At 68.1% G+C, this 11,296-nt stretch carries 12 protein-coding genes and 1 riboswitch; all 12 genes read left to right on the forward strand.

Going from position 1 to position 11,296, the window contains the following annotated elements; genetic code table 11:
- Nucleotides 1-53: 53 nt before the first annotated feature.
- Nucleotides 54-1,700, forward strand: coding sequence for an acetolactate synthase (locus AU192_RS00125; protein WP_064393696.1), 1,647 nt, complete (start codon nucleotides 54-56; stop codon nucleotides 1,698-1,700).
- Nucleotides 1,701-1,831: 131 nt separating this feature from the next.
- Complete coding sequence (locus tag AU192_RS00130) at nucleotides 1,832-2,692, forward strand: GNAT family N-acetyltransferase (protein WP_064393697.1); 861 nt, start codon at nucleotides 1,832-1,834, stop codon at nucleotides 2,690-2,692.
- A 90-nt stretch (nucleotides 2,693-2,782) separates the two neighbouring features.
- Nucleotides 2,783-5,107: an accessory Sec system translocase SecA2 gene (gene secA2 / locus AU192_RS00135; protein ID WP_064393698.1), complete on the forward strand. Its 2,325-nt coding sequence runs from the start codon at nucleotides 2,783-2,785 to the stop codon at nucleotides 5,105-5,107.
- Nucleotides 5,108-5,116: 9 nt separating this feature from the next.
- A complete protein-coding gene (locus AU192_RS00140; RefSeq protein WP_064393699.1) occupies nucleotides 5,117-5,743 on the forward strand; it encodes a CDP-alcohol phosphatidyltransferase family protein in 627 nt (208 codons plus the stop codon).
- Nucleotides 5,740-6,657, forward strand: coding sequence for a DUF881 domain-containing protein (locus AU192_RS00145; protein WP_064393700.1), 918 nt, complete (start codon nucleotides 5,740-5,742; stop codon nucleotides 6,655-6,657). Before AU192_RS00140 ends, AU192_RS00145 begins: the two co-directional genes overlap by 4 nt.
- Before the next feature lie 21 nt (nucleotides 6,658-6,678).
- Complete coding sequence (locus tag AU192_RS00150; RefSeq protein WP_064393701.1) at nucleotides 6,679-7,011, forward strand: small basic family protein; 333 nt, start codon at nucleotides 6,679-6,681, stop codon at nucleotides 7,009-7,011.
- Nucleotides 7,012-7,026: 15 nt separating this feature from the next.
- Nucleotides 7,027-7,878, forward strand: coding sequence for a DUF881 domain-containing protein (locus AU192_RS00155; protein WP_064393702.1), 852 nt, complete (start codon nucleotides 7,027-7,029; stop codon nucleotides 7,876-7,878).
- 47 nt (nucleotides 7,879-7,925) lie between these two features.
- Nucleotides 7,926-8,321, forward strand: coding sequence for a glycine cleavage system protein GcvH (gene gcvH / locus AU192_RS00160; protein WP_064393703.1), 396 nt, complete (start codon nucleotides 7,926-7,928; stop codon nucleotides 8,319-8,321).
- 132 nt (nucleotides 8,322-8,453) lie between these two features.
- Entirely contained in the window at nucleotides 8,454-8,933 is a 480-nt protein-coding gene (gene garA / locus AU192_RS00165) for a glycogen accumulation regulator GarA (RefSeq protein WP_064393704.1), read from the forward strand.
- A gap of 31 nt (nucleotides 8,934-8,964) precedes the next feature.
- Nucleotides 8,965-9,714 (forward strand): transcriptional regulator FtsR, encoded by a 750-nt coding sequence (gene ftsR / locus AU192_RS00170; protein WP_064393705.1) that lies wholly within the window; start codon nucleotides 8,965-8,967, stop codon nucleotides 9,712-9,714.
- Between the two features lie 60 nt (nucleotides 9,715-9,774).
- Nucleotides 9,775-10,269 (forward strand): bifunctional nuclease family protein, encoded by a 495-nt coding sequence (locus AU192_RS00175; RefSeq protein ID WP_059098552.1) that lies wholly within the window; start codon nucleotides 9,775-9,777, stop codon nucleotides 10,267-10,269.
- A 223-nt stretch (nucleotides 10,270-10,492) separates the two neighbouring features.
- Nucleotides 10,493-11,128 (forward strand): MerR family transcriptional regulator, encoded by a 636-nt coding sequence (locus AU192_RS00180; RefSeq protein WP_064393706.1) that lies wholly within the window; start codon nucleotides 10,493-10,495, stop codon nucleotides 11,126-11,128.
- 66 nt (nucleotides 11,129-11,194) lie between these two features.
- Nucleotides 11,195-11,293: riboswitch (glycine riboswitch) on the forward strand.
- Nucleotides 11,294-11,296: the final 3 nt, after the last annotated feature.

The following is an 11,296-nucleotide window of genomic DNA, read 5'->3' on the forward strand; positions in this document are numbered from 1 at the left end:
TGCAGAAGTCGGCGACGGTCCTTACCGGTGATCCGCCTGCGTAAGCTGCCGACATGAGCAGCGACGCTCCGGTCACCGTGAACGCAGGGCATCTGATCGCTCGGCGGTTGCGGGCGAGCGGGATCGACACGGTGTTCACGCTTTCCGGCGGGCACCTGTTCTCGATCTACGACGGTTGCCGGGCGGAGGACATCCGGTTGGTCGACACCCGCCACGAGCAGAGCGCCGCGTTCGCCGCCGAGGGCTGGTCCAAGGTGACCCGGGTACCGGGTGTCGCGGCGTTGACGGCCGGGCCCGGCGTCACCAACGGCATGAGCGCGATGGCCGCCGCGCAGCAGAACCAGTCACCGCTGGTGATCCTCGGCGGTCGCGCGCCAGCCATGCGGTGGGGGCAGGGCAGCCTGCAGGAAATCGACCACGTCCCGTTCGTCGCGCCGTTGACCCGCTTCGCCGCGACCGCCCAGGCGCCGGATGCCGTTGCGGGACTGGTCGATGACGCGTTGCGCGCCGCGGCCGGGACGGCGGGCGGGCCCTCGGGTGTGTCGTTCGTCGACTTTCCGATGGACCACGTGTTCAGCGAGGCCGCGGACGCCGGCGCGCCAGGAGCGCTGAGTCAACCGACTGCGGTGGTGCAGGCCGACGGCGACGCCGTGGGCGCTGCGCTGGGCCTGCTCGCCGAGGCGCAACGGCCGGTCATCATGGCCGGGACCAACGTCTGGTGGGGTCATGCCGAGACGGCGCTGCTGAATCTGGCCGAGGCGCTGCGCCTTCCGGTGCTGATGAACGGGATGGCCCGCGGCGCGGTCCCCGCCGACCACCAGCTCGCGTTCTCCCGGGCGCGGTCAAAGGCGTTGAAGCAGGCAGATGTTGCGCTGGTGATCGGCGTGCCGATGGACTTTCGTCTGGGCTTCGGTGGTGTGTTCGGCGCGGACACCGTGCTGATCGCCGTCGACCGTTGCCCCCCGGATCGACCGCAGCCTCGACCGGTCGCCGCCGGCCTGTACGGCGACATCAGCGCCACGTTGTCCGCCCTGTCGGCGGCCGGCGCCAACGATCACGAAGCCTGGATCGCCGACCTGCGTGCCACCGAGACCGCGATGCGTGCCTCCGAGGCCGATGAACTGTGCGACGACCGCACGCCGCTGCACCCCATGCGCGTGTACGCCGAGATCAGCGCCATGCTCGACCGCGACGCGATCGTGGTGGTCGACGCAGGCGACTTCGGCTCCTATGCCGGCCGCGTCATCGACAGCTACGTGCCCGGCGCCTGGCTCGACAGCGGCCCGTTCGGCTGCCTGGGTTCCGGACCGGGCTACGCCCTGGCCGCCAAGCTGGCCCGGCCCGATCGCCAGGTGATCCTGCTCCAGGGCGACGGGGCGTTCGGGTTCTCGGGCATGGAGTGGGATACGTTGGTGCGTCACGGGATTCAGGTCGTTTCGGTGATCGGCAACAACGGTGTCTGGGCGCTGGAGAAGCATCCGATGGAGGCGATCTACGGGTATTCGGTGGTGGCCGACCTGCGGCCGGGCACCCGGTACGACGAGGTCGTGACCGCGCTCGGCGGACACGGCGAGTTGGTGTCGACACCCGCCGAACTGCGCCCCGCCCTCGAGCGCGCCTTCTCCTCGACGCTGCCCGCGGTGGTGAATGTGCTGACCGATCCGACGGTGGCCTACCCCCGTCGCTCCAACCTGGCCTAGCCCTATTTTCCGCGAGCGCGCGTGTCTGCCCACGACACGCCGCGAAATCTCAGCACTTTGCGCACCCTCACACCGCAGCGAACGCGACGAAAATCGCTCGACCCGTTCGGCGTTCGGGCCATGCTGGACTCATGCAGGTGCACATTCACAATTCCGCCGACGAGTTCCGCGCACTCGCCGAACCGGTGTACCGGCGCGACCCGGTCGCCAACACCGTCGAGCTGACGGTCCTTGCCGCGGCGATCCCCGACGACACACTGCTGATGTCGGTGTGGCAGAACTCGGACGTCGTCGCTGTCGCAATGCAAACACCGTCATACCCGTTGGTGTGCAACGGTATTCCGATAGATTGCGCCGACGTCGTCGCCCGCGGTCTCCTCCAGAGGCGACCCGATCTGACCGGGGTGCGCGGGCTCCGTCAGGTCGCCGTCGCAATCGCCGACGCCTGGCAGTCGCACGGCGGGCATCCCGGCACCGTCACGCTCGAAGAGCGGCTCTACCGACTGGGGACCCTGCAGCCGCCGACCGGCGTTGCCGGAGCGCCGCGATGGGCCGACGAGACCGATCGCGCCCTCCTGACCGACTGGATGGAGCGCTTTTTCGGCGAGACGTTCGGCCACCCCCGCGACGACGCCGCGAGGGCTCGCTTCGTCGACACCGCCGCCGTCCGGGGCGACCGGTTCCTGATGTGGGACGTCGACGGCACACCGGTCAGCACGGCACTGCTGCATGCGCCGGTGGCGGGGGTGTCGCGCATCGGTCCGGTGTTCACACCGGCGGCGCACCGGGCCCATGGCTACGGCTCGGCCCTCACCGCCGCGGCCTCCCAGTCCTCGCTGGAGCGCGCCGACGCGGCGGTGGTGCTGTTCACCGATCGTGCCAACCCGACCTCGAACGCGATCTATCGAAAGATCGGCTTCGAGCCGGTGTGCGATTTCGCGCGCATCGACTTCCGCACGGTCGACCAACCCTGTGGGCCCACACGTGAGTAGGGGACGTGCGCAGACAGCCGCCGAAACACGGCGTGTCGCGAAGCGGGCACGTGCGCTCACGGCCAGGAGCGCTGCGCGTACGGTAGCGGTGTGGCAAAGACGAAGACCCGCACTTCAGGTCGTGTCAGCAATAGGTTCTGGAAGCTGCTCGGCGCCAGTACCGACCGGAGCCAGGCGCAATCGATGGCGCAAGTGCGCAGCTCGGCGGACTTCGACGAGAAGGCCGCGGCGCTCGACGACGAAAAGTTGGCCAAGGCCGCCAAGTTACTCAACCTCGATGACCTCGCCGAGTCGAGCGACGTGCCGCAGTTTCTGGCGATAGCCCGCGAGGCCGCCGAGCGCAAAACTTCGCTGCGGCCATTCGATGTTCAGCTTCTGGGTGCCCTGCGCATGCTCGCGGGCGACGTGGTCGAGATGGCGACCGGTGAAGGCAAGACGCTCTCGGGTGCGATCGCGGCGGCCGGTTACGCCCTGGGCGGTCGCAGCGTGCACGTCATCACGATCAACGACTACCTCGCGCGCCGCGACGCCGAATGGATGGGCCCGCTTCTGGAGGCGCTGGGCCTGACCGTCGGCTGGATCACCGAGAGTTCGACGGCCGAGGAGCGCCGCGCGGCCTACCAGTGCGACGTCACCTACGCCTCGGTGAACGAGATCGGGTTCGACGTGCTGCGCGACCAGTTGGTCACCGACGTCGCCGATCTGGTCTCGCCGAACCCCGACGTCGCGCTGATCGACGAGGCCGACTCGGTGTTGGTCGACGAGGCGTTGGTTCCGCTGGTGCTGGCCGGCACCACCCACCGCGAGACCCCCAAGGTCGACATCATCCGCATGGTCGGCGAACTCACTCCCGGCGTGGACTACGACACCGACACCGACAGCCGCAACGTCCATCTCACCGAGATCGGTGCCCAGAAGATGGAGGCCAAGCTCGGCGGCATCGACCTGTACTCCGAGGAGCACGTCTGCGGCACGCTGACCGAGATCAACGTGGCGCTGCACGCCCACGTCCTGTTGCAACGCGACGTGCACTACATCGTCCGCGACGACGCCGTACACCTGATCAACGCCTCGCGCGGTCGCATCGCGCAGCTGCAGCGCTGGCCCGACGGCCTGCAGGCCGCGGTCGAGGCCAAGGAGGGCATCGAGACCACCGAAACCGGCGAGGTACTCGACACCATCACGGTCCAGGCGCTGGTGAACCGGTACGCGACGGTGTGCGGTATGACCGGCACCGCGCTGGCGGCCGGCGAACAGCTGCGCCAGTTCTACAAGCTCGGCGTGTCACCGATCGAGCCGAACAAGCCGAACATCCGCGAGGACGAGCCCGACCGGGTGTACGTCACCGCGGCCGCCAAGAACGACGCGGTCGTCGAGCACATCAAGGAGGTTCACCAGACCCGGCAGCCGGTGCTCGTCGGCACGCGCGACGTCGCGGAATCCGAAGAGCTGCACGAGAAACTGGTCAAGGCCGGTGTTCCCGCAGTCGTGCTGAACGCCAAGAACGACGCCGAGGAGGCCGCGGTGATCGCCGAGGCCGGCACGCTGGGCAGCGTCACCGTGTCCACGCAGATGGCAGGCCGGGGTACCGACATCAGGCTCGGGGGCTCAGACGAGGCCGACCACGATGAGGTCGCCGAACTCGGCGGGCTGCACGTCATCGGCACCGGCCGCCACCACACCGAGCGGTTGGACAACCAGTTGCGCGGCCGCGCCGGGCGCCAGGGCGATCCCGGCTCGTCGGTGTTCTTCTCCAGCTGGGAAGACGACGTCGTCGTCGCGCATCTCGAACCCAACAAGCTGCCGATGGAGACCGACGAGGACGGCCGCGTCGTCAGCCCCAAGGCCGCCAGCCTGCTCGACCACGCACAGCGCGTCGCCGAAGGCCGGATGCTGGATATCCACGCCACCAACTGGCGCTACAACCAGCTGATCGCCCAGCAGCGCGCGATCATCGTAGAGCGACGAAACACCTTGCTGCGCACACCCACAGCGCGCGAGGAGCTCGCCGAGCTGTCGCCGAAACGCTACGAGGAGGTCGTCGAACGGCTCGGTGAGGAGAAGCTGGAGACGATCTGCCGGCTGATCATGCTGTACCACCTCGACCGCGGCTGGGCCGACCACCTGGCATACCTGGCCGACATCCGCGAGAGCATCCATTTGCGGGCGCTGGGCAACCAGACCCCGATCGACGAGTTCCACCGCATGGCCGTCGACGCGTTCGCATCGCTGGCCGCCGACGCGATAGAGGCGGCCCAGCAGACGTTCGAAACCGCGCCGTCGATCGAGGACGAGCCGGGCGTGGACCTGTCGAAGCTGGCCCGGCCGACCTCGACGTGGACGTACATGGTGCACGACAACCCACTGGCCGACGACTCGCTCTCGGCGCTGAGCCTGCCGGGCGTGTTCCGCTAGGTTTAGCCCATGACCGAGGCGCATGGCCAGGTGCCTTCGCCGCCGGAGGGGGCGGGTCAGGCCCGCGACCGGGTGCTCACCGTGCCCAACGTGCTCAGCGCGGTGCGACTGGTGCTGGTGCCGGTCTTCCTGTGGCTGCTGCTCGTGGTGCATGCCAACGCCTGGGCGGTGGCCGTGCTGATGTTCAGCGGGTTCTCCGACTGGGCCGACGGCAAGATCGCCCGGCTGGTCGACAACCAGTCATCGCGGCTGGGGGAGCTGCTCGATCCCGCCGTGGACCGCATCTACATGCTGACGGTCCCGATCGCCATGGGGCTGCACGGGTCGCTGCCGTGGTGGATTGTGCTCACCTTGATCGGGCGCGACGCCGTGCTGGCCGCGACGCTGCCGCTGCTGCGCAGCCGTGGCCTGACCGCGCTGCCGGTCACCTACATCGGCAAGGCCGCCACGTTCGCGTTGATGTCGGGTCTGCCGCTGATCCTGTTGGGGCAGTGGGACGCCACGTGGAGCCGGGTGGTGCTGGCCATCGGGTGGGGCTTTCTGATCTGGGGCCTGCTGATGTACCTGTGGTCAGCGGTGCTCTACCTGATCCAGGTGGGCATGGTGATGCGCCAACTGCCGAAGGTGTCGCGATGACGCAGAGTTTCCGCAACACCCTCGGCGGCTATGACCCGGAGTCGGGCCGCAACGCTCACGAGGCGAACCGGCCGACCAAGATTCCGGTGCCGTCGCTGCTGCGGTCGCTGTTGACCGATCACCTCGATCCGGGGTACGCCGCGGCCGCCGAGGCGAAGGCCGCCGGCCGCGAGCGGCCGAGGTGGCAACAGTGGGCCTGGCAGCTGGCGGGTGCCTTGCTGCTGGTGGTGGTGTTCGCCGCCGCGGTGGCCCAGGCGCGCGCGACCGCACCCGGTGTCCAGGAGACGCAGCATGTGCTTGCGGGCAGCGTGCGGACGGCGCAGGCCGACACCACCGCGGCCGCCGAGCGCCGGGACACGCTGGCGGCCGAGGTCGACGACGAACGCCGCAGGCGCCTGGAGGGCGACGCACGGGGCCAGCAGTTGCTCAGCCGCCTCGACGAGGCGAGCTTCGCCGCCGCGGCCACGCCCGTGATCGGGCCCGGGCTGACGATCACCGTCACCGACCCGGGCGCGTCGTCGGCCAACCTGAGCGACGTGTCCAAAGAACGGGTCCCGGGCAGCAGGCAGGTGATTCTCGACCGCGACCTGCAACTGGTCGTCAACTCGTTGTGGGTCAGCGGCGCCGAAGCGCTGTCGGTCGGCGGCGTGCGGATCGGCCCCAATGTCACTATCCGACAGGCGGGCGGCGGCATCCTGGTCGACAATCAACCGATCAGCAGCCCTTATGTCGTCCTCGCGATCGGACCGCCGCACGCGATGCAGGAGGTGTTCGACCGCAGCCCGGGCCTGCAGCGGCTGCGGCTGCTGGAGGCCTCCTACGGTGTCGGGGTGAGCGTGAGTACCGGCGACGGGCTGAAGCTGCCCGCGGGCTCGGTTCGAGAATTGAACTTCGCCAAGCAGATTGGGCAATGACACGAACATGAAGTCAGACACATGATCGGAATCGCCGCACTGATCGCGGGCGTGGTGCTCGGCCTGGTGTTCCACCCCGACGTGCCCGAGTTCGTCCAGCCCTACCTGCCGATCGCGGTGGTCGCCGCGCTCGACGCGGTTTTCGGCGGCCTGCGCGCGTACCTCGAGCGCATCTTCGACTCGAAGGTGTTCGTGGTGTCGTTCGTATTCAACGTGTTGGTCGCCGCGCTGATCGTCTACCTCGGCGACCAGTTGGGGGTCGGCACGCAGTTGTCGACGGCGATCATCGTCGTGCTCGGAATCCGGATCTTCGGCAACGCAGCCGCTTTGCGCCGCAGGTTGTTCGGCGCGTGATGACGAGGCATGCCCATGAATGAGCACACACCGCAGCATTCCCTACCCGATGACAACGACGACCGTCGCGCCGGCGGCGGCCGCCACGAACTGCCGACCGACGAGCCGTCTCAGGAGATCGGCGATCTGCGCGCGGGCGGAATCGGCGGGGTGATGCGGAGGGGCCGCTCCCAGGTGGTGTTCGGGGCGCTGGCCGTGGTGCTGTGCGTACTGCTCGGTGTGGCGATCGTGACCCAGGTTCGGCAGAACGAGTCCGGTGACTCGCTCGAGACCGCCCGGCCCGCTGACCTGTTGGTGCTGCTGGACTCGCTGCAACAGCGGGAGGCTGCGCTGAACACCGAGGTGAACGATCTGCAGCGCACCCTGGCGCAATTGCAGGCGTCCGGCAGCAGCGACCAGGCCGCCATCGAGAACGCCCAGGCCCGTCTGGCCGCGCTGTCCATCCTGATCGGCACGGTTCCCGCGACCGGGCCTGGTGTGACGTTGACGATCACCGACACCGCGCCCGGCGTGCCCGCCGAAACGCTGCTCGACGTGATCAACGAACTGCGCAACGCAGGCGCCGAGGCAATGGAGATCCGGGGTGGGGGAGCCGACGCGCAGACCGCGGTGCGCGTCGGCGTCGACACCTGGGTCGTCGGCAACCCGGGCGCGCTGGTGATCGACGAAGTCACCATGAGCCCGCCGTATTCGGTTCTGGCCATTGGCGATCCGCCCACCCTGGCCGCCGCCATGACCATTCCCGGTGGCGCCATGGACAGCGTCGAACGGGTCGGCGGCAGCATGGCTGTGCAGCAGTCCGACCGCGTCGACGTGACCGCCTTGCGGCAACCGAAACAGCGCCAATACGCTCAGCCAGTCAAATGAGGGTCAGTTGCCAACCCGGGCCGAACCGCTGAACAACGAGGAGCGCCGTGAGCGAAATCCCAGCCGACCTGCACTACACCGAAGAACATGAGTGGGTGTTGCGCACCGGCGACGACACCGTGCGCGTCGGTATCACCGATTACGCCCAGTCGGCGCTCGGTGACGTGGTGTTCGTCCAGCTGCCCGACGTCGGTGCCGAGGTGACTGCCGGCGAGTCGTTCGGCGAGGTGGAGTCCACCAAGTCGGTGTCGGACCTGTACGCCCCCGTCACCGCGAAAGTCGTTGCGGTCAACGGTGATCTCGAGGGGAGTCCCCAGCTCGTGAACTCCGATCCCTACGGGGAGGGTTGGCTGGTCGAGCTGCAGGCCGACCCCGCCGCCCTGGAGCAGGGGCTGGGCACGCTGCTGGACGCCGACGGCTACCGCAGCACAGTGAGCGAGTGACGGGTTGTTAGGGTTTTGCAGACCGGACGCCAACTAGGGCGGATCCGGCGGTGGTGGGCACAATCGCGCTCGCCGCGCGGTACGGTCGACATCAGACGCGGTATCGCCACAGCAGCCAGTTAGGAGCAGCGGGTGACGGAAAACGACCAGAACTCTGGGACCGACCAGACGTCTGACGAAGTCACCGTGGAAACGACGTCCGTCTTCCGCGCCGACTTCCTCAACGAACTGGACGCCCCGGCCACGGCTGGCACCGAGGGCGCCGTTTCGGGCGTCGAAGGTCTGCCCGCCGGATCGGCGCTGCTGGTCGTCAAGCGCGGGCCGAACGCGGGATCGCGGTTCCTGCTCGACCAGCCCACCACGTCGGCCGGTCGGCATCCCGACAGCGACATCTTCCTCGACGACGTCACGGTGAGCCGCAGGCATGCCGAGTTCCGCCTTGAAAGCGGTGAGTTCCAGGTGGTCGACGTCGGCAGCCTCAACGGCACCTACGTCAACCGCGAACCGGTGGACTCGGCGGTGCTGGCCAACGGCGACGAGGTGCAGATCGGGAAGTTCCGCCTGGTGTTTCTCACCGGCCCGAAGAACGACGACAGCGGTCAGGCCGGCTAGTGGTCGACCAACGCATGCGCGAAGAGTAACCATGGGCGCACCCGACACTCCCGCGCTCACTGGGATGTCGATCGGAGCGGTCCTCGATCTGCTACGACCGGACTTCCCGGACGTGACCATTTCCAAGATCCGGTTCCTGGAGGCCGAAGGCCTGGTCACCCCCGAGCGCACCGCGTCGGGTTACCGGCGGTTCACCGCCTACGACTGCGCACGTCTACGGTTCATCCTCACCGCCCAGCGCGACCAGTACCTGCCGCTGAAGGTGATCAAGGCACAGCTCGACGCACAGCCCGACGGCGAGCTGCCCCAGAACGGATCGGCATACGGCGTACCGCGTTTGGTTCCGGTGTCCTCAGACGGCACAGAGGGCGCCGACGCTCACGGGGGTGCGGCGGCGGTGGCCCCAACGCAGGTGCGCCTGTCGCGGGAGGATCTGCTGGCCCGCTCGGGCGTCGGAGAAGAACTGCTGGGCGCGCTCGTCAAGGCCGGCGTCATCACGCCTGGACGAGGCGGATTCTTCGACGAGCATTCCGTGGTGATCGCCCAGTGCGCCCGCGCTCTGGAGGACTACGGCGTCGAGCCCCGGCACCTGCGGGCGTTCCGGTCGGCGGCCGATCGGCAGTCCGATCTGATCGCCCAGATCGCAGGGCCTATCGTCAAGGCCAACAAGGCAGGCGCCCGCGACCGGGCCGACGATCTGGCACGTGAAGTGGCGGCCTTGGCGATCACATTGCACACATCGTTGATCAAGTCGGCTGTGCGCGACGTACTGGATCGCTGAGGATTAGACTCGAAGCGATGGCTATGAAGCTCGCTTCTTCGGTGCGGAGGGCAGACACAGATGGGTGAGGTTCGTGTGGTCGGCATTCGCGTGGAGCAACCGCAGAACCAGCCGGTCCTGCTGCTGAGGGAGTCCAACGGCGACCGGTATCTGCCCATCTGGATCGGCCAGTCGGAGGCCGCCGCGATCGCGCTCGAACAGCAGGGGGTCGAGCCGGCCCGGCCGCTGACACACGATCTGATCCGAGATGTCATTGCCGCGCTTGGCCATTCGCTCAAAGAGGTGCGCATCGTCGACCTGCAGGAGGGCACCTTCTACGCCGACCTGATCTTCGACCGCGACATCAAGGTGTCGGCGCGTCCGTCGGATTCCGTGGCGATCGCGCTGCGGGTCGGGGTGCCGATCTACGTCGAGGAAGCGGTGCTGGCGGAGGCCGGGCTGATCATTCCCGACGAGAACGACGACGAAGCGGCGGGCGCAGTGCGCGAGGACGAGGTCGAGAAGTTCAAGGAGTTTTTGGATTCGGTCTCTCCGGACGACTTCAAGGCCACCTAGAGGCGGCCGTCGTCCTGCGGGTTTGTCACGGAAACGTCTCGTCCCCTCGACACGCGGTGCGGGGTTTCCCCGTCGGCGAATCGGGCAGCCATACTTTGGGGGCCGGACCACTGATGGGCAGTCCGCGGACGGCGAGAAGCGTATGCTCGACACACTCGGGCTTGGCAAATGTGTGCCCACGTAGGTCACAGAGGCGGGTTCGATCGGCGAGAGGAATCTGGAAGTGGGAGACACGCCACGTCAGGAGCAGCTGGACCTCACCGCTGCTAGCGGCCCCGCGGATTCGGAACTGACCACCACTCCGGAGCCGGCCGGAGAACCCGTCCAGGCCGGGCTGTTCCCCGACGACTCCGTTCCCGACGAGCTCGTCGGCTACCGCGGCCCCAGCGCCTGCCAGATCGCCGGCATCACCTACCGCCAGCTCGACTACTGGGCTCGGACGTCGCTGGTCGTACCGTCCATCCGAAGCGCGGCAGGCTCCGGCAGCCAGCGGCTGTACTCGTTCAAGGACATCCTGGTCCTCAAGATCGTCAAACGCCTGCTCGATACCGGTATCTCGCTGCACAACATCCGCGTCGCCGTCGACCACCTGCGCCAGCGCGGGGTTCGCGATCTGGCCAACATCACGCTGTTCTCCGACGGCACCACGGTCTACGAGTGCACGTCGGCCGAAGAGGTCGTCGACCTTCTGCAGGGCGGTCAAGGCGTGTTCGGCATCGCGGTTTCGGGTGCGATGCGGGAGTTGACCGGCGCTATCGCCGATTTCCCCGGTGAGCGCGCCGACGGGGGCGAGTCGATCGCGGCTCCCGAGGACGAGTTGGCCTCGCGGCGCAAGCACCGCGACCGCAAGATCGGCTGACATTTCGGGCCACGCACCCGCTCGCTGCCGAGGCCAGCGCCTCTGACGGTAAACTCGTGAACGCATCGCGCTTGTGCGGGAGAGTTTCGTGGCGGCCAGTCACGGACGCCGAAGGAGCAACACCTCTCCGTCAACCTCTCAGGCACCCAGGACCGCACGAGACCCCGA

Source organism: Mycobacterium lehmannii, from assembly GCF_001499925.1.
Taxonomy (GTDB): Bacteria; Actinomycetota; Actinomycetes; order Mycobacteriales; family Mycobacteriaceae; genus Mycobacterium; species Mycobacterium lehmannii.

What these genes read in the sequence shown, in the direction of transcription:
- AU192_RS00125 (WP_064393696.1), top strand. Translation starts at nt 54, where the DNA reads ATGAGCAGCGACGCTCCGGTCACCGTGAACGCAGGGCATCTGATCGCT.
- AU192_RS00130 (WP_064393697.1), top strand. Translation starts at nt 1,832, where the DNA reads ATGCAGGTGCACATTCACAATTCCGCCGACGAGTTCCGCGCACTCGCC.
- AU192_RS00140 (WP_064393699.1), top strand. Translation starts at nt 5,117, where the DNA reads ATGACCGAGGCGCATGGCCAGGTGCCTTCGCCGCCGGAGGGGGCGGGT.
- AU192_RS00145 (WP_064393700.1), top strand. Translation starts at nt 5,740, where the DNA reads ATGACGCAGAGTTTCCGCAACACCCTCGGCGGCTATGACCCGGAGTCG.
- AU192_RS00150 (WP_064393701.1), top strand. Translation starts at nt 6,679, where the DNA reads ATGATCGGAATCGCCGCACTGATCGCGGGCGTGGTGCTCGGCCTGGTG.
- AU192_RS00155 (WP_064393702.1), top strand. Translation starts at nt 7,027, where the DNA reads ATGAATGAGCACACACCGCAGCATTCCCTACCCGATGACAACGACGAC.
- ftsR (WP_064393705.1), top strand. Translation starts at nt 8,965, where the DNA reads ATGGGCGCACCCGACACTCCCGCGCTCACTGGGATGTCGATCGGAGCG.
- AU192_RS00175 (WP_059098552.1), top strand. Translation starts at nt 9,775, where the DNA reads ATGGGTGAGGTTCGTGTGGTCGGCATTCGCGTGGAGCAACCGCAGAAC.